This is a genomic window from Nonomuraea helvata (assembly GCF_039535785.1).
In the GTDB taxonomy this organism is placed as follows: domain Bacteria; phylum Actinomycetota; class Actinomycetes; order Streptosporangiales; family Streptosporangiaceae; genus Nonomuraea; species Nonomuraea helvata.
In genome coordinates this window covers 1,176,652-1,199,111 of the sequence record NZ_BAAAXV010000005.1, presented here as the reverse complement: position 1 = coordinate 1,199,111, position 22,460 = coordinate 1,176,652, and the positions used below count along the sequence as shown (strand labels likewise).

20 protein-coding genes are annotated in these 22,460 nt (G+C 71.4%); 10 read left to right on the top strand and 10 right to left on the bottom strand.

Features of this window, described 5'->3' with window-relative positions; genetic code table 11:
- Window positions 1-9: 9 nt before the first annotated feature.
- The 5 genes from ABD830_RS24945 to ABD830_RS24925 form a co-directional block, all read right to left on the bottom strand.
- Window positions 10-345 carry a sensor histidine kinase gene (locus ABD830_RS24945; RefSeq protein WP_344991774.1) on the bottom strand — a complete coding sequence of 112 codons (336 nt, stop codon included), beginning with the start codon at window positions 343-345 and terminating at the stop codon, window positions 10-12.
- 100 nt (window positions 346-445) lie between these two features.
- Window positions 446-1,345, bottom strand: coding sequence for an ATP-binding cassette domain-containing protein (locus ABD830_RS24940; protein ID WP_344991771.1), 900 nt, complete (start codon window positions 1,343-1,345; stop codon window positions 446-448).
- A gap of 121 nt (window positions 1,346-1,466) precedes the next feature.
- Entirely contained in the window at window positions 1,467-2,141 is a 675-nt protein-coding gene (locus ABD830_RS24935) for a rhomboid family intramembrane serine protease (RefSeq protein WP_344991769.1), read from the bottom strand.
- Between the two features lie 69 nt (window positions 2,142-2,210).
- Complete coding sequence (locus ABD830_RS24930; RefSeq protein WP_344991766.1) at window positions 2,211-3,416, bottom strand: MFS transporter; 1,206 nt, start codon at window positions 3,414-3,416, stop codon at window positions 2,211-2,213.
- A gap of 245 nt (window positions 3,417-3,661) precedes the next feature.
- The gene (locus tag ABD830_RS24925) at window positions 3,662-4,174 is read right to left on the bottom strand and encodes a TetR/AcrR family transcriptional regulator (RefSeq protein WP_344991763.1); all 513 of its coding nucleotides are present in this window, start codon (window positions 4,172-4,174) and stop codon (window positions 3,662-3,664) included.
- 54 nt (window positions 4,175-4,228) lie between these two features.
- On the opposite strand from ABD830_RS24925, the gene ABD830_RS24920 reads away from it, so the two are divergent.
- Window positions 4,229-5,392 (top strand): cysteine desulfurase family protein, encoded by a 1,164-nt coding sequence (locus ABD830_RS24920; RefSeq protein WP_344991760.1) that lies wholly within the window; start codon window positions 4,229-4,231, stop codon window positions 5,390-5,392.
- 14 nt (window positions 5,393-5,406) lie between these two features.
- On the opposite strand, the gene ABD830_RS24915 is transcribed toward ABD830_RS24920, so the two are convergent.
- Window positions 5,407-6,453, bottom strand: coding sequence for a DUF695 domain-containing protein (locus ABD830_RS24915; protein WP_344991757.1), 1,047 nt, complete (start codon window positions 6,451-6,453; stop codon window positions 5,407-5,409).
- Window positions 6,454-6,520: 67 nt separating this feature from the next.
- Between ABD830_RS24915 and mnmA the strand changes: the two genes are divergently transcribed.
- Window positions 6,521-7,579: a tRNA 2-thiouridine(34) synthase MnmA gene (mnmA, locus tag ABD830_RS24910; RefSeq protein ID WP_344991754.1), complete on the top strand. Its 1,059-nt coding sequence runs from the start codon at window positions 6,521-6,523 to the stop codon at window positions 7,577-7,579.
- Here the strand turns inward: mnmA and ABD830_RS24905 are convergent.
- A complete protein-coding gene (locus tag ABD830_RS24905; RefSeq protein WP_344991751.1) occupies window positions 7,572-8,204 on the bottom strand; it encodes an MBL fold metallo-hydrolase in 633 nt (210 codons plus the stop codon). The two genes, mnmA and ABD830_RS24905, sit on opposite strands and share 8 nt — an antisense overlap.
- A 24-nt stretch (window positions 8,205-8,228) precedes the next feature.
- Between ABD830_RS24905 and ABD830_RS24900 the strand changes: the two genes are divergently transcribed.
- The 8 genes from ABD830_RS24900 to ABD830_RS24865 all read left to right on the top strand — a co-directional run bounded on the left by ABD830_RS24900 (window position 8,229) and on the right by ABD830_RS24865 (window position 19,326).
- The gene (locus ABD830_RS24900; protein WP_344991748.1) at window positions 8,229-9,221 is read left to right on the top strand and encodes a methionine synthase; all 993 of its coding nucleotides are present in this window, start codon (window positions 8,229-8,231) and stop codon (window positions 9,219-9,221) included.
- 14 nt (window positions 9,222-9,235) lie between these two features.
- Complete coding sequence (locus ABD830_RS24895; protein ID WP_344991745.1) at window positions 9,236-9,640, top strand: hypothetical protein; 405 nt, start codon at window positions 9,236-9,238, stop codon at window positions 9,638-9,640.
- Between the two features lie 58 nt (window positions 9,641-9,698).
- Window positions 9,699-11,888 carry an NAD-dependent DNA ligase LigA gene (gene ligA, locus ABD830_RS24890; RefSeq protein WP_344991742.1) on the top strand — a complete coding sequence of 730 codons (2,190 nt, stop codon included), beginning with the start codon at window positions 9,699-9,701 and terminating at the stop codon, window positions 11,886-11,888.
- Window positions 11,889-12,193: 305 nt separating this feature from the next.
- Window positions 12,194-14,266, top strand: coding sequence for a putative bifunctional diguanylate cyclase/phosphodiesterase (locus ABD830_RS24885; RefSeq protein WP_344991739.1), 2,073 nt, complete (start codon window positions 12,194-12,196; stop codon window positions 14,264-14,266).
- 183 nt (window positions 14,267-14,449) lie between these two features.
- Window positions 14,450-14,749: an Asp-tRNA(Asn)/Glu-tRNA(Gln) amidotransferase subunit GatC gene (gene gatC / locus ABD830_RS24880; protein WP_344991736.1), complete on the top strand. Its 300-nt coding sequence runs from the start codon at window positions 14,450-14,452 to the stop codon at window positions 14,747-14,749.
- A gap of 67 nt (window positions 14,750-14,816) precedes the next feature.
- Window positions 14,817-16,307 carry an Asp-tRNA(Asn)/Glu-tRNA(Gln) amidotransferase subunit GatA gene (gatA, locus tag ABD830_RS24875; protein ID WP_344991733.1) on the top strand — a complete coding sequence of 497 codons (1,491 nt, stop codon included), beginning with the start codon at window positions 14,817-14,819 and terminating at the stop codon, window positions 16,305-16,307.
- Between the two features lie 2 nt (window positions 16,308-16,309).
- Window positions 16,310-17,797 (top strand): Asp-tRNA(Asn)/Glu-tRNA(Gln) amidotransferase subunit GatB, encoded by a 1,488-nt coding sequence (gene gatB / locus ABD830_RS24870; protein ID WP_344993013.1) that lies wholly within the window; start codon window positions 16,310-16,312, stop codon window positions 17,795-17,797.
- Between the two features lie 161 nt (window positions 17,798-17,958).
- A complete protein-coding gene (locus ABD830_RS24865; protein WP_344991730.1) occupies window positions 17,959-19,326 on the top strand; it encodes an MFS transporter in 1,368 nt (455 codons plus the stop codon).
- 30 nt (window positions 19,327-19,356) lie between these two features.
- Here the strand turns inward: ABD830_RS24865 and ABD830_RS24860 are convergent, their stop codons facing one another.
- Genes ABD830_RS24860 through ABD830_RS24850 form a run of 3 tightly spaced genes read right to left on the bottom strand, consistent with a single transcriptional unit; the run spans window position 19,357 to window position 22,322 of the window.
- Window positions 19,357-20,865, bottom strand: coding sequence for a tripartite tricarboxylate transporter permease (locus tag ABD830_RS24860; protein WP_344991728.1), 1,509 nt, complete (start codon window positions 20,863-20,865; stop codon window positions 19,357-19,359).
- Window positions 20,866-21,351 carry a tripartite tricarboxylate transporter TctB family protein gene (locus ABD830_RS24855; protein WP_344991725.1) on the bottom strand — a complete coding sequence of 162 codons (486 nt, stop codon included), beginning with the start codon at window positions 21,349-21,351 and terminating at the stop codon, window positions 20,866-20,868. It lies immediately after the preceding gene.
- Complete coding sequence (locus ABD830_RS24850; protein ID WP_344991722.1) at window positions 21,351-22,322, bottom strand: tripartite tricarboxylate transporter substrate binding protein; 972 nt, start codon at window positions 22,320-22,322, stop codon at window positions 21,351-21,353. Before ABD830_RS24850 ends, ABD830_RS24855 begins: the two co-directional genes overlap by 1 nt.
- Between the last annotated feature and the right edge of the window lie 138 nt (window positions 22,323-22,460).

Here is a 22,460-nt window from a genome sequence, read left to right as displayed (position 1 = left end):
GACAAGGTTTCAGCGCGGGTCGGTGGCCGGGAGGCGGACCTGGAACGCCGCTCCCTCGCCGGGCGCCGAGCCGACCTTCACCCGGCCGCCGTGGGCGGCCACGATGGAGCGGACGATGGCCAGCCCGAGCCCCGCGCCTCCGGTCGTGCGGGTGCGAGAGCCGTCCGCCCGGTAGAACCGGTCGAACACCCTGGCCGCCTCCTCGGCGCTGAGCCCCGGCCCCTCGTCCGCGATCGTCAGCACCGCCTCCCCGCCCTCCGTGCCGACGCCGATCCGCACCGGCGTGCCCGCGGGCGTGTGGGCGACGGCGTTGCCGATGAGGTGGCCGCGGCGCTGAACAGCCACCCCAGTAGCCCCGCGACCGCCACGGTCGCCAGAGACAGCACCATGGTGGCCCTGATGCTGCTGAACTTGGTCCACTCCGCCCTCAGCACCCCCGTGTCGATCATCGCGCCGCCCCGTACTCGACGCTGTCACGGGTGAGCTCCATGAACGCCTCCTCCAGGGTCGGGCGCCGCGGGGTCAGCTCGGACAACGGCACGCTCTCGGCTGCCGCGAGCCGCCCGACGTCGGGCGCGGTCATGCCGGTGACCAGCAGTTCGTCGACGCCGCCGCGCTGCACGTGGGCGCCGGACAGCTCCAGGCGGCGCGCGAAGGAGGCTGCGTCGGGGGTGCGTACGAACACCGCCGCCGCGCCTTCGGTGAAGTGCCCGATGTCACCCTCGGCGATGAGCCGGCCCTTGCCGATCACGACCAGGCGGTCGGCGGTGAGCGCCATCTCGCTCATCAGATGGCTGGAGACCAGCACCGTGCGCCCCTCGGCGGCCAGGCCGCGGATGAGCGTGCGGATCCACAGGACGCCCTCGGGATCCAGGCCGTTGACCGGCTCGTCGAGCAGCACCACCGGCGGATCGCCCAGCAGCGCCGCGGCGAGGCCCAGTCGCTGGCTCATGCCCAGCGAGAACCCGCCCGCCTTCCTGCCCGCCACCGCCGTGAGGCCGACCAGGTCGAGCACGTCGGCGACCCGGGTGTCGGGAATGGCGTTGGTCTGGGCGAGATAGCGCAGGTGCTTGTACGCGCTCCGCCCGGGGTGCACGGCCTGCGCCTCGAGCATCGAGCCGACCTCGCGCAGCGGATGCCTGAGCTCGCGGTGGGCCCGGCCGTTGACGGTGGCGGTGCCGGAGGTGGGCAGGTCGAGCCCGAGGATCATGCGCATCGTCGTGGTCTTGCCGGCGCCGTTCGGGCCCAGGAAGCCGGTGACGAGACCTGGCCGCACCGTGAAGGTGAGATCGTCCACGGCGAGCACGTCGCCGTGGCGTTTGGTCAGTCCGTTGAGCTGGATCATGTGGTCCAGCGTGGGGCGGCGGGTTGGAGGAGTTCTGGGGGAGTCTGTGAGGTCTCTGTGAGCGGCGGGGCCGCCACGTGGGGCCGCGCTGCGCCGTTCCGCCCGGATCCACAGAGAACTCTCAGACGAGCGGCTCCGTACGCCTGGAGGCCGACGAGTACGTTCCTTGCAAGATCCATCCCACGAGGATGCCGCCCAGCAGCGCGAACCCGTGGAGGTCCAGCCGGGCGATCAGGACGGCGGCCGCGGCGACGGGGACGGCGACGAGGAGCCAGAGTGGGACGCGCTCGCGCTGCCCGACGAGCTGCGCGCCGGCCGCCATCAGGGCGATCATCGCGATGATGCCCCACGTGCCCAGGTCGGACAGGAGCGAGGCGGCCAGCACGACCGCGTAGAACGCGCCCAGCGAGCGGTCCAGCCGCTCCGCGGCGGCCAGCGCGAGGCCGGCGGCCAGGCCGCAGACGGCGATCGAGTTGCCCGCGCCGGGGTCGTTCGTGAGATATCCGGAGATCTCCCCGGCCAGCGCGCCGGCCGCGTAGAGGGCGAGCCAGCGGATGGGACCGAGCGAGCGCTCCGCGCAGTAGCCGAGCACGGCGAGTGACGCCAGGTTGAACAGGGTGCCCCCGAGGCCGCCGTCCTGCACGACCAGGGCCGTCACCAGCCGCCACCACTCGCCGCCGCGGATCGCGGCCGGATCCCGCATCAGGGCCGGCTCCAAGCCGGGGATCACGAACTGGAGGAGGCTGGGGATCGCCGTGATCGCGAAGGTCGCCACGGTGACATAGGGCTTGAACACGGGTTCAGCCTCGCACAGCCCGCTCTGCTGGGGCAGTGCCGGACGTACGAGGCTGAACGGTGACAAATGTCAGACCGCGAGCTCCGCGTGCTCGCGCTCGACGGCCGGGGCCGGGGCCGGGGTCAGGACGACCGCGGTGGCCTCCCTGCGCGGGAGGAGCCGGGAGGCGAAAGCGATCAGCGCGCCGAGGACGACCCCGATGCCGAGCGCGGTACGCAGCGAGGTGACGTCCGACAGGAAGCCGATCACCACGGGGCCGAGCAGCAGGCCGGCGTACCCCATGGCGCCCGCCTGGGCGATCGCCGGACCCGGTGTGTCGGTCGCGGTCCCGGCCAGCGACAGCGTCAGCGGCGAGATCGTCGCCACGCCGAGCCCGACGAAGAACATCGCGAACACCGCCACCACCGCCGCCGGCGCGAGCAGCACCACCGCGAAGAACCCCGCCGTCGCCACCCCCGACACGGTCAGCATGCCCCGGACGCCGAACCTCGTACGCAACCGGTCACCGGTGAGCCTGGCGACCAGCATGCCGACCTCGAAGACGGGGTAGCCGAGGGCCGCCAGCGCCTCGGGGGCGCCCAGCTCGTTCCGCATGTAGAGGCCGTTCCAGTCGGCGACGGTGCCCTCCACCATGAACGCGAAGAACATGATCGCACCGAGCAGGTAGACGATCGGGGGCAGACGCCGGCGGGCCGCCGTCACGGCCCCGGTCGCCGGGGGCTCGGGCAGGTACGTGCGGCCGAGCACGACCATGACGGGCAGCGAGACCAGCCCGATCAGCGCCACGTTGGCGGTGAACGGCAGGCCCACGGCGATCGCCAGGCTGCCCAGCGCGCCCGCGGCGATGGCGCCGACGCACCAGCCGGCGTGCATGCCGTTCATCAGCGGCCGCCCGTACGCCTGCTCGACCGTCGAGCCCTGGGCGTTCATGGCCACGTCCACGGTGCCGAACGCCATGCCGAAGAGCGCGACGGCCACCAGGAGCAGCGGGAGGTTCGGCGCGAACGCCACGGCCACGAGGCCCAGCGCGGTGAGCGGCCCACCGATCCGCAGCACGGCCCTGCTGCCCGCGCGGGCCATCACCTTGCGCATGGACTGCATGGTCACCAGCGCGCCCAGGCCCCAGACGAGCAGGATCGTGCCGACTGCCGACTCGGAAAGGCCTAGTTTGTCGGTCATCGCGGGGATGCGCACCGTCATGGTGCCCACCATCAGGCCGCCGAGCACGAAGGTCAGGATCGCCCCGTAACGAGCACTCCTCAGGGCGGGGGACATCATCACACCTCACACAAAGTCATAATTTTTAGCCGCACCTCACGGTCGGGGGAATCCGCAGGCACGGTGGGCGAGAAGCTGGGCCTGACCGCGACAGGCCGCGCCATGGCGCGGCCGGGACGTGTCGGATCAGGGGAAACCGGGTCAGGGGGACCGGGTCAGGGCGGCCCGAAGCCCGGCCGGACAGGTCGGGGGCGGGCCGGTGGGGGGCAGGTCGCCGGACGCAGGAGCCGGCGGCGGGCCGGTCAGGAGGGGGGTTTGAGCAGCGTTTTCAGCCGGGCCTCGAGAGCCTGGAGGTCCTCTTCCGAGTTCAGCTCCGGGTCGTGGCTGGCCACGTCCCAGAGCCCCTCACACGCCAGCCGGACGATCTGCGACGCCCGCGGATCCGGCTCCTCGGCCAGCCCCTCGCGATGCCAGCGGGCCATCGCGTCACGCAGCGGCGCGAGCAGGAAGAGGTTGCCGGAGGCCCCGGTGACCACGGCCCATCGTCGCAGCCGCCCGGAGCGGACGGCGGCCAGGGTGGCGCCCACGTAGCGCTCGGTGTAGGTCTCGCCGGGCTGTGTGGCCACGAGCTGGTCGAAGTCCTCGATCAGGCGCTCCACCATGCCCTTGATCAGGGCCTCTTTGGAGCCGTAGTGATAGAGGAGACCGCCCTTGCTGACGCCCGCCCGGTCCGCCACGGCGGCCAGGGTGAGCGCGGCGGAGCCCTGGTCGCAGAGGAGGTCCTCCGCCGCGTCCAAAAGCTCGTCCCTTCGCATACCCATGACTGTACCGTCCGGACGGTACAGTTGCAAACGAGATACGCTGATCGGGTGACCAGACCGTCGGCCTATCTTGATCATGCGGCGACGACGCCCATGCTGCCCGAGGCGATCGAGGCCATGACGGAGCAGCTCCAACGCGTCGGCAACGCCTCGTCGCTGCACGCCGCAGGCCGCCGTACGCGCAGAGTGGTCGAGGAGTCACGCGAGACGATCGCCGAAGCGCTCGGCGCGCGCCCCAGCGAGGTCGTGTTCACCTCGGGCGGCACCGAGGCCGACAACCTCGCGATCAAGGGCCTCTACTGGTCGCGCCGTCCGCGGCGGCGCATCCTGATCAGCTCCGTGGAGCACCACGCCGCGCTCGACCCCGCCCGGTGGCTGGCCGACAGCCAGGGCGCGGAGGTGGAGCTGCTCGACGTGGACGCGTACGGCCGGGTCCAGCCCGACAGTCTACGCGAGGCCATCGAGCGCGATCCCGGCAGCGTGGCTCTGGTCAGCGTCATGTGGGCCAACAACGAGGTCGGCACGGTCCAGCCCGTTCGCGTGCTGGCCGCGATCGCCCACGACCACGGCATCCCGTTCCACACCGACGCGGTCCAGGCGGTGGGGCAGCTGCCGGTGTCGTTCTCCGCCTCGGGGGTCGACGTGCTCACGATGACCGGGCACAAGATCGGTGGGCCGATGGGGGTCGGCGCGCTGCTGCTCGCCAGAGGGCTGACGCCGGTCTCCGTCCAGCACGGCGGAGGGCAGGAGCGCGACGTGCGCTCGGGCACGCTCGACGCGCCGTCCATCGCCGGGCTGGCCGCTGCCGTCGCCACGGCCGTCAAGGAGCAGGAGGCCGTGAGCCGCCGCCTGGCGTCGCTGCGTGACGAGCTCATCCAGCGCGTCCGCGAGGCCGTCCCCGACGTGGTGCTCAACGGCGACCCCGACGACCGGCTGCCCGGCAACGCCCACTTCTCGTTCCCCGGCTGCGAGGGCGACGCGCTGCTCATGCTGCTCGACGCCAAGGGCGTGGAGTGCTCGACGGGCTCGGCCTGCTCGGCGGGCGTGGCCCAGCCGTCCCACGTGCTGCTGGCCATGGGGGCCGACGCGGCGGCGGCGCGGGGCTCGCTCAGGTTCACGCTGGGGCACACCTCGACCCGCGACGACGTCGACCGCCTGATCGAGGTGCTGCCCGCCGCCGTCGAGCGTGCCAGGCGAGCCGGCCTCAGCTGAGGCCGGCCCAAGGCTCAGGTGAGGAAGGCCACCACGGCGGTCCAGGCGGGGTCGGAGGCCACGTCCACCCGGGGCTCGCCCTCCTCCCAGCTCACGATCAGCTCCTTGGCGTGGATCGCGGCGTCGCCGGTCGGGTCGGCGTACACGTGGATGATCCGGTGTCCCTCGGCGCTCATGTGCGCTGCGAGCACCGCGTCGTCGCGGAGCTTGAGCAGCCGCGCGGCCAGGCGCTCCTCGAAGTCGCGCAGCGCCGCCAGTGAGTCGCCGACCGGCAGGCCGTTCTCGTCGCGGTGCGCGTACGGCAGCGTGATCGCGATGTGCTGGTCGAACAGGGGATAGTCCACCGGCCGCAGCGGATGGCGGGCCGTGGCGACCAGCGGCGCGCCGCTCGCCGTCTGCCCCTCCAGCAGCACCCACTCCTCCTCGGTGTAGCCCGAGGCCAGGTCGGCGACCACGGCGGGCAGGTGGGCGGCGGCCACCGAGTCGATCGGCTGGAACGTGGCGGGCGTGATCTCCCCGACCCACCTGGCCACGTCGTCCTCGCCGAGCAGCCAGTCGAGGGCCAGCAGCGTGGCCTCCATCCTGGTGTCGTCGTCGAGCTCGCCGAAGATCGGGTGGTACGCGGTCACGTCGACGCGCGGCTGGTCCCTCGGCACCCGCAGGCCCAGCACCAGCTTGTCGAGCGCGAACTCGTAGCCGCCCACGTCGAGGGTCAGCTCCATCGCCTGCGGATTGGCCTGCCGCGACGGATGGAACTCCCACAGCAGGTCCGACGGCGGCGCCGCCTTGGCCCAGCGGTGCGCGAGCGAGCGCAGCTCGGGATCGCCCGCGGCGGTGACCACCAGGGCGTGCGCGGCGCCCTTGCCCGGGGCCACCTCCCAGACCAGGCCCGGATGGATCGCGGCGACCGCCGGGGCGAGCCGCTCCTCCAGCCCGTCGGCATCGGTCTCCGCGACCAGGGAGTCGAGCCCCGGCCTGGCCTCCTGCCACCAATCCCAGAACTCGGCGATCCCGTCGCCGGTCTCTTCGTCGTCCGCGTCCTTGCGCCCGAACAGTCGCATGGGCTGAATCCTCGCAGATGCACACCATGGTCGCGCACTCCCGGCAGGACAGTACGCTGGAATGGTCATGGGACTGCGTGTGCTTGCCGCCATGTCGGGCGGCGTCGACTCCGCCGTGGCCGCCGCTCGGATCGCCGAGGCCGGTCACGACGTCACTGGTGTCCATCTTGCGCTGTCGGCCAACCCCCAATCCCATCGCACGGGGGCGCGAGGCTGCTGCACGATCGAGGATTCACGCGACGCGCGCCGCGCCGCCGACGTGATCGGCATCCCGTTCTACATCTGGGACATGGCCGAGCGCTTCCAGCGTGACGTCGTCGAGGACTTCGTGGCCGAATACGCCGCGGGCCGCACGCCCAACCCGTGCCTGCGGTGCAACGAGAAGATCAAGTTCTCGGCGGTGCTCGACCGGGCGCTGGCCCTGGGCTTCGACGCGGTCGCCACCGGCCACCACGCCAACCTGGTCGACGGGGTGCTGTCCAGGAGCGTCGACCAGGGCAAGGACCAGTCGTACGTGCTGGGCGTGCTCACCCGCGAGCAGCTCAGCCACGCGATCTTCCCGCTGGGCGGCTCGACCAAGGCCGAGGTGCGCGAGGAGGCCGCCAGGCGCGGCCTGACCGTCGCCGACAAGCCCGACAGCCACGACATCTGCTTCATCGCCGACGGCGACACCCGCGGCTTCCTGGCCAAGCGGCTCGGCTCGGCCGAGGGGCCCATCGTCGACCAGGGCGGCGAGGTCGTCGGCAGCCACCAGGGCGCCCACGGCTTCACGATCGGGCAGCGCAAGGGCCTGCACATCGACCGCCCCGCGCCCGACGGCAGGCCCCGCTACGTGCTGTCGATCGAGCCGGTCTCCAACACGGTCACGGTCGGCCCGCGCTCCGCGCTCGAGGTCACCTCGATCACGTGCGGCAGCCCGGTCTGGAACGGGCCGTCCACGTTCGACGACCTGACCGTGCAGCTGCGGGCACACGGAGAGGTGTACGGGTGCCGCTTCGAGGAGATCGGTGGGGGCCTCCGCGTCGAGCTCGACCGCCCGGCCACCGGGGTGGCGGCGGGCCAGGCGGCGGTGCTCTACTCCGGCGACACCGTGATCGGGTCGGCCACGATCGTCTCCGCTAGCTGATCGTCACCGACTCGCCGACCGCCAGGCGGCGGACGTCGGCCTTCAGCTCTTCGGCCTCCCCACTCAGCCAGTTGTCCACCAGGCCGAGGCCGATCTCGTTGTAGAGGCCGTCATGGGTGGAGAACGCCCTGGCGGGGCGGATCGTGCGGAGATACGTCACCATGTCGCCGAGCTTCAGCCACGGCCCGCCGGTCGGGACCAGCAGGGTCGCCACCTCCGCCTCCGGGACGGTCAACGCGTCGCCCGGGTAGAAGATCTCGTCGTCGACGAGGAAACCGATGTTCTGGACGACGGGCACGTCGGGATGGTTCTTGGCGTGCCACTCGCCGAAGGCCCGCACGCGGAAACCGGCCGCCTCCCAGCTGTCGCCGTGCCGTACCACCTGGACCTTCGCCAGAACGTCCGTCAGATCGGCGGCGACACCCTCACAGGTGTAGATCTCCAGGTCGGGCGACGCGGCCTTCAGCTTGTCGACGTCCACGTGGTCGAAGTGCTCGTGGGTGATCAACACCGCGTCGGCGCCGTCGAGCACCGGACCCTTCGTGAACGTCCCCGGGTCGATGACCAGGACCTTGCCGTTCTTCTCCACGCGTACGCAGGCGTGGTCGTACTTCGTCAGCTCCATTGGACAGAGCCTACGCTTGTGCCCATGTCTACGTGGGAAGCAACCGGGGTCGGGTCGCATCCGGGCGAGGATCATCTCGAGGCGATCAAAGTGGTGTTCGGTGAGGTGCCCGGGCTGCCGTACCTGCCGGAGCTGCCGGCCAGAGGCGTCGGCGCCGACATGATCGGCAGGACGGCCGGGATGCTCGTCGAGCTGCCCGTCGAGGTGCAGCCCTCCGGGTGGCGGCTGACCGACCGGCCGGGGCGCGATCACCAGCGGGCCGTCGATCATCTGCGACGGGATCTCGACGGGCTCGAGGAGATCGGGCACGACTACGCGGGGCCGCTCAAGCTGCAGGTCTGCGGGCCGTGGACGCTGGCCGGGGCGATCGAGCTGAAGCACGGGGACAAGATGCTCGCCGACGCGGGGGCCGTACGCGATCTGACCGCCTCGCTGGCGCAGGGGGTCGCCGACCACTGCGCCGAGGTGCGGCGGCGGCTGCCCGGGGTGACGGAGATCGTGCTGCAGCTCGACGAGCCCGGCCTGCCCGGGGTGCTGGCGGGGACGGTGCCGACCGCGTCGGGGTTCGGGCGGCTCGCCGCCGTCGAGGAGTGGCGGGTGGAGGAGTCGCTGCGGTCCTTCGACAGCCCGATCGTGCACTGCTGCGCGCCGTCCGTGCCGTTCGCCCTGCTGCGCAGGGCCGGGGTGCGCGGGGTGTCGGTGGACGTCTCGCTGCTGCGGCGCAGGGACGAGGACTCCTTGGGGGAGTGTGTCGAGGCGGGCCTGACCTTCCTGCTGGGGGTCGTGCCCGGCAGGGACACCCGGCTCCCGGACGTCGGGGTGGTCGCCAAGCCGGCGCTGGAGCTGTGGCGGCGGCTCGGGTTCGCGCCCGATCGGCTGGCCGAGCAGGTCGTGCTGACTCCCTCGTGCGGGCTGGCCGGGGCGTCGCCGCGGTACGCCCGTGCGGCGCTGGCGGCCTGCCGGAAGGCGGCCCAGGTGCTCAAGGACGATCCTGAAAGCGGGCTGCAAGGCGGCTGAGTATCGTCCGGTTCATGATTCTTCGCTCTGTGGCGGTGGCTGCCGCCGTACTGATGGCTTCCGCGTCGCCTGCCCTGGCGAACCCGGAGGTGTGGAACTGGGGGTCCATCTACTCGGCCGACCGGGCGGGCAAGGCCAAGGGGAAGGTGGTGCACGACCGGCCGGGGTTCGTGGTGAACGGGAAGCTGTACGACTTCCCGGGCAGTAAGGGGTGCTCCTGGCTGACGTTCCGGTGGGTCAAGGAGGAGGGCGGCAAGGGGTACAAGACGTACCACAACTGCTCGGGAACGAAGCCGCTGGCGTTCTCCTTCCCGACCGGCAACATGCTCTCCATCGAGGGCAAGGTGTGCCGTGGCACGTCCACGAAGGCCACCGGCAAGTGCTCGACCTGGGAAGGAGTCTGGGCTCAGGGAGGCTGAGCTTGTCAGTGCCCGGCGGTAGCGTTTGCTCAGGGGCGTCGGATGAGAGGAGACCCCGGTGAGTGAGCCTGGCGCCGAGGTGGCGGGAGTGCCGGTGGCCGCGCTCAAGCGGCATGCCGAGCTGAGCGAGCTGGTCGAGGACGCTCGCTGGCGCTACTACGTGCTCGACCAGCCCACGGTCAGCGACGCCCAGTTCGACGGGTGGTTCAAGGAGCTGCTGGCGCTGGAGGAGGCGCATCCCACGCTCCAGACGCCCGACTCGCCCACACAGAAGGTGGGCGCGCCGGTCTCGGGCGATTTCGCCAAGGTGCAGCACCTCAACCGGATGGAGAGCCTCGACAACGCCTTCAACGAGGCCGACATGGCCGCCTGGATGCAGCGGGCCGAGCGGCTGGCCGAGGGCGACCCGGGGCCGTACCTCTGCGAGCTGAAGATCGACGGGCTGGCGATCGCGCTGGTCTACCGCGACGGCAAGCTGGAGCGGGGCGCGACCCGTGGCGACGGGCGCACGGGCGACGACGTGACGGCCAACGTCCGCACGATCAAGGGCGTCCCCCACCGGCTCAAGGGTGACGACATTCCCAGCCTGGTCGAGGTGCGCGGTGAGGTCTACATCCCGGTCGAGGACTTCAAGAAGCTCAACGAGCAGCTCGTCGAGCAGGGCAAGCCGCCGTTCGCCAACCCGCGCAACTCCGCGGCGGGCACGCTGCGGCAGAAGGACCCGCGCATCACGGCCCAGCGCCCGCTGCGGATGCTGGTGCACGGCATCGGCATCTGGGAGGGCTCGCCCGTGCCGAAGGCGCAGTCCGAGGTCTACGACCGGCTGCGGGAGTTCGGGCTGCCGGTCAGCGACCTGTTCAAGGTGCTGCCGGGGCTGACGGAGATCAACGAGTTCATCGAGCACTACCGGGTGCACCGGCACGATCCCGCGTACGAGATCGACGGCGTGGTGGTGAAGGTCGACGACTTCCGCACGCAGCGGGAGCTGGGCTCCACGTCGCGGGCGCCGCGGTGGGCGATCGCGTACAAGTACCCGCCGGAAGAGGTCAACACCAAGCTGCTCGACATCCAGGTGGGCGTCGGCCGCACGGGGCGCGTGACGCCGTACGCGGTGATGGAGCCCGTGGTCGTGGCGGGCTCGACCGTCGAGCGGGCCACCCTCCACAACGCCGCCATCGTGGTCAAGAAGGGCGTGCTCATCGGCGACACCGTGGTGCTGCGCAAGGCGGGCGACGTCATCCCCGAGATCGTCGGGCCGGTCGCGCCGCTGCGCGACGGGTCGGAGCGCGAGTTCGTCATGCCGACCCACTGCCCGGAGTGCGGCACCTTGCTGGCGTACGAGAAGGAGGGCGACGCCGACCTGCGCTGCCCCAACGCGCGCGGCTGTCCCGCCCAGATCCGCGAGCGCATCTTCTTCGCGGCCGGGCGGCGCGCGCTCGACATCGACGGGCTCGGCTACGTCGCGGCCACCGCGCTCACCCAGCCGCTGCCGCCCCAGGAGCCCGTGGTCCGCACCGAGGCTGACCTGTTCGACCTGACGCTGGAGCAGTTGCTGCCGATCAAGTCGGTGGTGCGCGACCAGGACACCGGCCTGCCCAAGATCGACCCCAAGACGGGGGAGGAGAAGGTCGTCACCTTCTTCTCCAACATCGACGGCAAGCCCAGCCAGAACGCGCTGCAGCTCATGGAGGAGCTGGAGCGGGCCAAGCAGGTGCCGCTCGCGCAGTTGCTGGTCGCCCTCTCCATCCGCCACATCGGCCCGCCCACCGCGCGTGCGCTGGCCGACGAGATGCGGTCGATCGACCGCATCATGAACGCCTCGGAGGAGGAGCTGGCCGCCGTCGAGGGCATCGGGCCCCGGGTCGCGGCCACGGTCCGGGAGTGGTTCTCCGTCGACTGGCACCGCGAGATCATCGAACGGTGGCGGGCCGCCGGGGTGCGCATGGAGGATGAGCCCGCGCCGGAGAAGGGGCCGCAGACCCTCGCGGGGCTGACGTTCGTGGTGACGGGGACGCTCGAGGGCTACACCCGCGACTCGGCCTCCGACGCGCTCACCAGCCGGGGCGGGAAGGTGTCGGGGTCGGTGTCCAAGAAGACGTCGTTCCTGGTGGCAGGGGAGAACGCGGGGTCCAAGTACGACAAGGCGGTGAGCCTTGCGGTGCCGATCCTGGACGGGGCCGGGTTCGAGCTCCTCCTGAAGGACGGCCCGGAGGCGGCGGCCGCGGCCGCGATCACCCCGGAGGCCTGACGCTCGGCCGCCGGTGCCGGCGGCCGAGATTCCCTTTCCCGGCGCTGGTGTGCGGTGCTCTGCCGGTGCATGACGTGCGGCGCCGGCAGCGGGGGTCGGCGCACCGCGCGGTGCCGTGGCGAGGTGTGGCTGAGGTGTGCCGTTCGAGGGGCCGCACCGTGACGGCAGCGTGTGCGGTTTGCTACTGAGGGTGGTTTTTGGGTATATGTCGGAAAGGAGAAGTGACGGAACGTACGCGCTTGGTTTCGCGAAGTGGGGTGAAGGTCGTACCCTCCCATAGTGACCTAATGGGGGTTCTGTTACCGATGACTGGCCCAACCGACACCCGCGATACCGGACCACGCGTCGGCACGCCGCTGTGGGCGTTCCTCGCGGGCATAACCGTGATCGGCTTCACCGCGCTCGTGGTGGCCATGCTCAGGCTGGACGCAGCCGGGCTGCTGGGGCTTGCCCGCACGTCGCTGTTCTGGATGCTGTCGGTGCTGACGATCCTGGGCGAGCTGAGGCCCGTGATGGTGTCCTCGGCCACCGCGGTGGGCGGCACGTACCCGTCCACGATGTTCACCTTCGCCGTGCTGCTGCACTACGGGCTGCCCGTCGCGGTGCTGATGCAGGCCGTCGCCGTCGCCATGAACGGGGTGGTGACGCGCAAGTCGTGGCATCGGATCATGTTCAACATCGCGCAGTCGACGCTCGCGCTCACCGCGGCGGCCGTGGTGCTGGGGCTGTTCGGCATCGTGCCGAGCCCGGCCGTGCCCTGGGTGCCGGGCGGCGGCGACCTGCCGGCCATCGCGCTGGCCGGGGTCGCGTACTTCGCCACCAGGGCCACCCTCGTGTGCGGCGCGGTCGCGCTGCACGAGCGGCGTTCGATCGCGCGGGTGCTCAAGGCCACGGTGGGCCCGCAGGCCCTCGTGTACGCCGGGCTGCTCGGCCTGGCGCCCCTGGTCGTCGTGGTCATGGAGCACTCGCCCGGCCTGGTGCCCCTGTTCGTCGCCCCGCTCACCGCCGTCTACTTCACCGCCACGCTCTCCATGCGCCGTGACCACCAGGCCCTGCACGACGAGCTGACCGGCCTGCCCAACCGCAAGATGCTCATCGTCAGCACGGAGGAGGCGCTGGCCGAGGCCAGGCAGGAGGACCGGGTCGGCCTGTTCCTGCTCGACCTCGACCGGTTCAAGGAGGTCAACGACACGATGGGGCATCCGGTGGGCGACCGGTTGCTGCAGATGGTCGCGCACCGGCTCACCCATTCCGTACGGCCGGGCGACGTCGTGGCACGGCTGGGCGGCGACGAGTTCGCGGTGCTGCTGCCCTCGATCAGGGACGCGCACGCGGCCAGGGAGGTCGCGGCGCGGCTGCGTGCGGCGCTGACCGAGCCGGTCCGGCTGGAGGGCATGACCTTCGACGTGGACGGATCCGTGGGGATCGCCCTCTATCCGGACCACGCACCCGATTTCGAGCTGCTCCTGCAGCGGGCCGACGTGGCCATGTACCTGGCGAAGGAGGGGCGCAGCGGTGTGGAGCTCTACCAGCCGGACAAGGACCGCAACTCGCCTGAGCGCCTCAACCTGCTCGGCGACCTGCGCCGCGCGATCGACAGCCGCGAGCTCCGCCTGCACTTCCAGCCCAAGGTCAGCCTGGAGACGGGCGCCGTGCAGGGGGTCGAGGCCCTGCTGCGCTGGCACCACCCGGTGCGCGGGCCGATCGCGCCGTCGGAGTTCGTGCCGCTGGCCGAGCAGTCGTACCTGATGCGGCCGCTCACGGCGTACGTCATCGAGGCGGCGCTCGAGCAGGGCGCCCGCTGGTGGCACCAGGGGATGCGGGTGCCGATCTCCGTCAACATCTCGGCCCGTGACCTGCTCGACTCGGCCCTGCCGGAGCGGCTGGAAGAGGGCCTGGCCGACTACGGGCTGCCGCCCGGGGCCATCCAGCTCGAGGTGACCGAGCGCATCCTGACGGGCGACCAGGCGTACACCCAGGAGACGATCAAGGCCCTGGCCACGCTGGGCGTGCCGCTGGCGCTCGACGACTTCGGCACCGGCTACTCCTCGCTCATCAGGCTCCAGCGCCTGGCGGTGTCCGAAGTCAAGATCGACGCCTCGTTCGTACGCCGGATCGCCGAGTCGGAGGACGACGACCGGATCGTCCGCTCGATCGTCGACCTGGTCCGCTCGCTCGGCCTGCGCTCGGTCGCGGAGGGCGTGGAGTCGGACGAGGTGGCGATGAGGCTGGCGGAAATGGGGTGCGACATGGGGCAGGGGTGGCTGTTCGGGCGACCCATGGCCGCCGCCGACGCCACGGTCTGGCTCAGGGAGCACGCGGGCGCGGGACCCGGCATCGAGTACAGCTACCGGCCCGAGGTCAGCCGCTCGGCCTGAGACCGGGGACGGCGCCACCGGCCCGAGGCCGGCCGCTCGGCCTGAGGCCCGGACAGCACGGGCATCCGGCTGCACGGCGAGCCTGCCGTGGTTGACGCGGTTAATGGGTTCGGGCGCGCTGGGTCAAGCCCCCTAGGATGGCATTGTCCAAAGACTCCATCCACGAAACGGGTTCAACGACTCATGTCCGCCATAACCCGCGACGAGGTCGCACACCTGGCCCGGTTGTCCAGGCTGGCGCTCACCGACGACGAGCTCGACCACTACGCCACCCAACTCGATGCCATCATCGAGGCGGTCGCGAAGGTGGCTGAGGTCGCCGCCGAGGATGTGCCGCCTTCGTCGCACGCGCTTCCGCTGACCAATGTCTTCCGTGCCGACGAGGTGCGACAGTCCCTGACGCCCGACCAGGCGCTCTCCGGCGCGCCCGCCGTCGAGGACGACCGCTTCCGGGTGCCGCGCATCCTCGGGGAGGAGGCATGAGCGAGCGCAGCGAGCGAACAATCAAGCACAGCCTTGTCAGGCTCATGCGCCCGACGAAGGAGGGCTCATGAGCCTGATCCGTAAGACCGCCGCCGAGCTGGGATCGTTGATCGCCGGTGGCGAGGTGTCGGCCGTCGAGGTGGCCGAGGCGCACCTCGACCGCATGGCCGAGGTGGAGCCCAAGATCCAGGCGTTCCTCCACGTCGATCGCGAGACGACGCTGGAGCAGGCGCGGGCCGTCGACGCCAGGCTGCGGGCGGGCGAGAAGCTCGGGCCGCTGGCCGGCGTGCCGATCGCGCACAAGGACATCTTCGCCACGCGCGACATGCCCACGACGGCCGCGTCCAAGATCCTCGAGGGCTGGCGCCCGCCGTACGACGCGACCGTCACCGCGCGGCTGCGCGAGGCCGGGCTGGTCTTCCTCGGCAAGACGAACCTGGACGAGTTCGCCATGGGCTCCTCCACGGAAAACTCCGCCTACCAGGTCACCCGCAACCCGTGGGACCTGTCCAAGGTGCCGGGCGGCTCGTCGGGCGGCTCGAGCGCCGCCGTGGCCGCGTACGAGGCGCCGCTGTCCACGGGCACCGACACGGGCGGCTCCATCCGGCAGCCCGCCTCGGTGACCGGGATCGTGGGCATGAAGCCGACGTACGGTGGCTCGTCCCGTTACGGGCTCATCGCGTTCGCCAGCTCGCTCGACACGCCGGGCCCGTTCGCCCGTAACGTGCTCGACGCGGCGCTGCTGCACGAGGCGTTCTCCGGGCACGACCCGATGGACTCCACCTCGGTCGACGCGCCCGTGCCGAGCGTGGTCGAGGCCGCCAAGAACCCCGACATCGCCGGCATGCGGATCGGCGTCGTCAAGGAGCTCGCCGGCGAGGGCTACCAGGCCGGCGTGCTGGCCCGCTACCACGAGGCCGTCCAGCTCCTCGAGTCGCTCGGGGCCAAGGTCGTCGAGCTCTCCTGCCCGTCGTTCACGACCGCGCTGCCCGCGTACTACCTGATCGCGCCGTCGGAGTGCTCGTCCAATCTGGCGCGCTTCGACGCCATGCGCTACGGCCTGCGCGTCGGCGACGACGGCACCCGCAGCGCCGAGGAGGTCATGGCGCTGACCAGGGCCGCCGGGTTCGGCGCCGAGGTCAAGCGGCGCATCATGCTCGGCACGTACGCGCTGTCGAGCGGCTACTACGACGCCTACTACGGCCAGGCGCAGAAGGTCCGCACGGTCATCTCCCGGGAGTTCGAGGCCGCCTACCAGCAGGTGGACGTCCTGGTGTCGCCGACCACGCCGACCACGGCGTTCTCGATCGGCGAGCGCACCGACGACCCGATCGCGATGTACCTCGCCGACCTGTGCACCATCCCGTCCAACCTGGCGGGCAACGCGGCCATGTCGGTGCCGGTCGGCCTGGCCGACGAGGACAACCTGCCGGTCGGCCTGCAGATCATGGCACCGGTCCTCGCCGACGACCGCTGCTACCGCGTCGGCGCCGCCGTCGAGAAGGCCCTGGAGAGCCGCTGGGGCGGCCCGCTGCTGAAGGAGGCCCCGTCGCTATGACCATGGTCTATGACGAAGCGCTCGACCGGTTCGAGCCGGTGCTCGGCCTGGAGACGCACGTCGAGCTGGGCACCGCGTCGAAGATGTTCTGCGGGTGCAGGACCGCCTTCGGCGCGCCGCCCAACACGCAGGTCTGCCCGACCTGCCTGGCGCTGCCCGGATCGCTGCCGGTGGCCAACGCCATGGCCATCGAGTCCACCATCCGCATCGGCCTGGCGCTGAACTGCTCGATCGCCGAGTGGTGCCGCTTCGCCCGGAAGAACTACTTCTATCCGGACATGCCGAAGAACTACCAGATCTCGCAGTACGACGAGCCGCTCTGCTTCGACGGCTACCTCGACGTCGAGGTCGAGGGCACGATCGTGCGGATCGGCATCGAGCGGGTCCACCTGGAGGAGGACACCGGCAAGTCCACCCACGTGGGCGGCGCGACCGGGCGCATCCACGGGGCCGACTACTCGATCGTCGACTACAACCGCGCGGGCATCCCGCTGGTCGAGATCGTGACCAAGCCCATCCCCGGCACCGACCGGCTCGCGCCCGAGGTGGCCAAGGCGTACGTCACCGAGCTGCGCGAGATCATGCGCTCGCTCGGCGTCTCCGACGTGCGCATGGAGGAGGGCTCGCTGCGCTGCGACGTCAACGTGTCGCTCATGCCGCGCGGCTCGTCCGAGTGGGGCACCCGTACGGAGACCAAGAACGTCAACTCGCTGCGCAGCGTCGAGCGGGCCGTGCGGAGCGAGATCGAGCGGCAGGCGGCCGTCCTGGCCGACGGCGGGAAGATCATCCAGGAGACCCGGCACTTCCACGAGGACACCGGCACCACCACGTCCGGCCGGTCCAAGGAGGAGGCGCAGGACTACCGCTACTTCCCCGAGCCCGACCTGGTGCCGATCGAGCCCGACCCCGCCTGGGTGGCCGAGCTGAAGGCGGCGCTGCCCGAGCTGCCGTCGGTCAAGCGCAAGCGGCTGCAGGCCGAGTGGGGGCTGTCCGACCTCGACATGCAGGCCATGCACAACGCTGACGCCATCGAGCTGGTCGAGGCCACGGTCGCGGCGGGCGCCCCGGCGGCGGACGCGCGCAAGTGGTGGATGGGCGAGCTCGCCAGGCGCTCCAACGAGACCGGCACCCCGCTGGCCGACCTGCCCATCACCCCGGCCCAGATCGCCAGGGTGACCGAGCTGGTGGCCTCGGGCGCGCTCAACGACAAGCTGGCGCGCGAGGTGCTCGAAGGCGTGCTGGCCGGTGAGGGCACGCCCGACGAGGTGGTCGAGAAGCGCGGGCTGCAGATCGTCAGCGACGAGGGCGAGCTGCTGGCGATCATCGACCAGGTTCTGGCCGACAACGCCGACGCGGCCGAGAAGGTCAGGTCCGGCAAGATCGCCGCGGCGGGCGCCCTGGTGGGCGGCGTCATGAAGGCCAGCAGGGGCAAGGCCGACGCGGCCCGCGCCCGCCAGCTGATCCTGGAGAAGCTGGGCGTCTCCGAGTAGTCGCTGCTGTCGCAAGGAGGCCCCGCCGCCATGGGTGGCGGGGCCTTCGTGCTGTGTCGTACGGCGGACGCACCTCCATGGGGGTCCTAGGTCCAATTGCCGGTGGCGAAGTAGGACCCCCGCTGGATGTGGGCAGGGGCCGATGGCCGTAGGTTCGCCGCATGACGAGGAGTGCGTTGACGGCGGGCCTGGTGGCGGTGGTGTCGCTGGTGGCCTTCGAGTACATGGCGGTCGCCATCGCCATGCCGGTCGTGGCCAAGGACCTCGGCGGGCTGGAGCTGTACGGGCTGGCGTTCAGCGGCGCGATGGCCGCGAGTGTGATCGGGACCGTGCTCGGCGGCCGGTGGGCCGACGTGCGCGGCCCTCTGGCGCCCCTGTGGACCGGCGTGGCCGGGTTCGTCGGCGGGCTGACGGTGGCGGGGCTGGCGCCGAGCATGGAGGTGCTGATCGCCGGACGGTTCCTACAGGGGTTCGGCGGTGCGCTGATCGGCGTGGCGTTGTACGTGGTGGTGGCCCGGGTCTATCCCGAGAGCCTGCACCCCAAGATCTTCTCGCTGTTCGCGACGGCGTGGGTGGTGCCCTCGATGGTGGGGCCGGCCATCGTGGGCGTGGTCACCGACACGCTCGGCTGGCGCTGGGTGTTCCTGATGGTGCCGATCCTGACCGTGGCCGGCGGCCTGGTGCTGCTGCGGGGGCTGGCCGGGCAGCCGCTGAGCGGCGGGCAGGCCGAGCCTGCGCCCGGCCTGCCCGGCAAGGTCGCCTGGGCGGCCGTGACCGCCGTCGGGGCGGGGCTCATGCAGTACGGCAGCGACGGGCGACTGCCTCTCCTGATCGCGGGCCTGGCCGTGCTGGCCGTGGCGCTGCCCAGGCTGCTGCCCGCCGGCACGCTGCGTGCCGTCCGCGGGCTGCCCGCCGTGGTGGGGCTGCGCGGCCTGGCCGCCGGGGCGTTCTTCGCGGCCGAGGTGATGGTGCCGCTCATGCTGATCGAGGAGCGCGGGCTGTCCGCGCTGGCCGCCGGGTTCGCCCTCATGGGCGGCTCCCTGACGTGGTCGTTCGCGTCGTGGCTGCAGGGACGCGAGATCTTCAGCCAGATGACGAACCTGCGGCTCGGCTCGGCCGCGATCGCGCTCGGCATCCTGCTGATGGGCGCGGTGACGTTCACCGCGGTGCCGGTGGCGCTGGCGTACCCGGCGTGGGTCGTCACCGGGTTCGGGATCGGGCTGGTGTATCCGACGCTGTCGGTCCTCACACTGGAGCTGTCGGCGCCCGGGGAGCAGGGCAGGAACAGCTCGGCGCTGCAGGTGGGCGAGTCGGTGTTCTCGGTGGTGGCGGTGGCCGTCACCGGCGCGCTGTTCGCGGCCGCCGGGTCGGGCTACTGGGCGGTGTTCGCCGCCGCGCTCGTCATGGCGCTCGCCGGGCTGGCGATCGCGCCACGATCGGCGAAGAGCGGTCCCGCCACGGGGAGCGGTCCCGCTGTGGAGAGCGGTTCCGCCGGCGCGGCGGAACCGTCTCCGACGTCGCTCGCGTGACCGGCGTGATCGCGCGTCGCCGGACCGAGCTCACTCGACCGGCGTGACCGCGCGCCGGCGGGCCGACAGCTTCCTGAACACCGGCGCGAGCAGGGCCAGGACCGCCAGGACCAGCAGCCCGACAGCCACGGGGCTCTTCACCAGCACCGTCACGTCGCCCGCCCCGATGGCCAGCGCCCTGCGGAGCTGGATCTCCGCCATCGGCCCCAGGATCATGCCGATCACCGCCGGGGCCACGGGAAGGCCGAAGCGGCGCATGGCGTAGCCCAGAAGGCCCAGGATGTACAGGACGACGAGGTCGACCACCGTGCCGTTCAGGGCGTAGACGCCCAGGGCGGCGAACAGGACGATCCCGGCATACAGGTACGGGCGCTCAATGCGCAGGACGCGGGCCCACAGGGGCGCCAGGGGCAGGTTGAGCACCAGCAGCATCGCGTTGCCGATGAACAGCGACGCGATCATGCCCCACACCAGCGCCGGGTTGTGGTCGAACAGCTGCGGGCCAGGCTGAAGCCCGTACTGCTGGAAGGCGGCCAGCATGATCGCGGCCGTCGCCGACGTGGGCAGGCCCAGCGTGAGCAGCGGGACCAGGGTGCCCGCCGCCGAGGCGTTGTTGGCCGCCTCGGGCCCCGCGACGCCCTCGATGGCCCCCTTGCCGAACTCCTCCTTGGCGACCCCGCGCGCCAGCCGTTGCTCGGCCGCGTACGACAGGAACGTGGGGATCTCCGCCCCGCCTCCGGGCAGCGCGCCGAACGGGAAGCCCAGCGCGGTGCCGCGCAGCCAGGGCAGCCACGAGCGCCGCCAGTCGGACCGGCCCATCCAGGCGCGGCCGACCGGCACCACCTCGGGCGTCCCGTGACGCAGCCGCGAGGCCACGTACAGGGCCTCGCCGAGAGCGAAGAGGCCGACCGCGACGATCACCACGTCGATGCCGTCGAGCAGCTGCGGGATGCCCAGCGTGAGCCGGGCCTGCCCGGTCTGCTGGTCGATCCCGATGAGCCCGACCACCAGCCCGAGCCCCAGGGAGGCCAGGCCGCGCACGACCGAGCGGGACAGCACGGACGACACGGCGGTGAAGGCCAGGATCGCCAGCGCGAAGTAGTCCTCGGGGCCGAACGCGATCGCGAAGCTCACCACCGCCGGCGCGGCCACGACCAGCAGCGCCGTGGCGATCGTGCCGGCCACGAACGACCCGATGGCCGCCGTGGCCAGCGCCTGCGCCGCCCGCCCGCGCCGGGCCATCTTGTTGCCCTCCAGCGCCGTGATCATCGAGGAGGACTCGCCGGGCGTGTTGAGCAGGATGGAGGTGGTCGAACCGCCGTACATGCCGCCGTAGTAGATGCCCGCGAACATGATGAACGCGCTGGCCGGCGGCACCGTGAACGTGATCGGCAGCAGCAGCGCCACGGTCATCGCGGGCCCGATGCCGGGCAGCACGCCGACCAGGGTGCCGAGCGTGACGCCGACGAGCGCGTACAGGAGGTTGACGGGGGTGAGCGCGGCGCCGAAGCCGTCGATCAGAAGCTGCAGCGACTCCACCTAGATCACCCCCGCCAGCGGGCCGCCCGGGAGCGACACGCCGAGGCCCTTGACGAACAGCAGGTACGTGGCGAGCCCCATGACCACCGAGACCACGGCCGCCCGGAGCTTGTGCTCGGCGCCCAGCACCACGGACAGGCCGAAGAACAGCAGGCTCGCGCCGATGATCCAGCCGACCACGTTCAGGAGCGCCGCGAACGCCAGGAAGATGCCGCTGACCAGCCCGACGCTTCGCCAGTCCGCGGGCGCGTCCACGTCCACGTCCTCGCTCTCCTCGGGATCGCCGTGGCCGCCGCGGATGACGTCCACCACGTAGAACAGGCCGATGAGGACCATGGCGCCGCCGACCAGCATGGGGAAGAAACGCGGCCCGATGCCGAGCTGTGAGGCCGCCGCGGAGACGTCGAGCGTGCCGATCACGACGAACACGCCCAGCGCCAGCACCACGACCGCCAGCCCGAGCTCGGGCCGCCACCAGCGCGCCATCAGGAGACGAGCCCCATCTCGGCGATGATGCCCTTGACCCGGGTCTGCTCGGCGTTCAGGAAGTCGGCGAACTGCTGACCGGTCTGGAACGAGTCGATCCAGCCGTTCTTGGCCACCGCGTCCTTCCACGGCTGCGAGTCGTGCATCTTGGTGACCAGGTCGGTCAGCGCCTTCTTGTCGGCGTCGGAGAGCCCGCCGGGGGCGACGAAGCCGCGCCAGTTGGACAGCTCGACGTCCAGGCCGCCCTCCTTCAGCGTGGGGGCGTCCAGGCCGGAGATCCGCTGGCCGGAGGTCACGCCGAGGGCGCGCAGCTTGCCGGACTTGACGTGCTCGGCGAACTCGCCCACGCCCGAGATGCCCGCGCTGACCTTGTTGCCGAGCAGCTCGTTGAGCGCCTCGCCGCCGCCCGAGTGGGCGATGTAGTTGACCTGCTTGGGGTCCACGCCCGCGGCCTTGGCCATCAGGCCGGCCACGATGTGGTCGGTGCCGCCCGCGGAGCCGCCCGAGATCGACACCTTCTTGGGGTCGGCCTTCCAGGCCGCGGTCAGGTCCGCCAGCGTCTTGTACGGGGACTCGGCCGGGACCACGACGATCTCGTACTCCTCGGTCAGCTTGGCGATGGGCGTGGTCTCGGAGAGCGTGACCTTGGACTTGTTCTGCTCGATGGCGCCCACCATGACCAGGCCCATGGTCATCAGCAGGTTGCCGTTGCCCTTCTCACCGGCCAGCTGTGCCAGGCCGATGGTGCCGCCGGCGCCGGGCACGTTGTACACCTCGACCTTGCGCTTGGAGTCGGCGGTCTTGATCGCCTGCTCCGCGATGCGGGAGGTCTGGTCCCAGCCGCCGCCGGGCGCGGCAGGAGCCATGATCCGCAACGGGCCGTCGGCGGAGGCGCCGGTGCCGGATGCGCCGCAGCCGGTCAGCGCGGCGAGGGAGAGTGCCGCGAAGGCGGCGAATACGCGCAAGCGCATGATCAACTCCTGGGGGGATTTCACGGTTGTAAAACTGGGATGGTGAACCCCTCGCCCACCCGCGTCGAGGCTTTGCACGCTTGCCGTCATAGTGGTCGTATTGGTCGCGACCTGCCCGTGACCTGCGTTTGTTTCCAT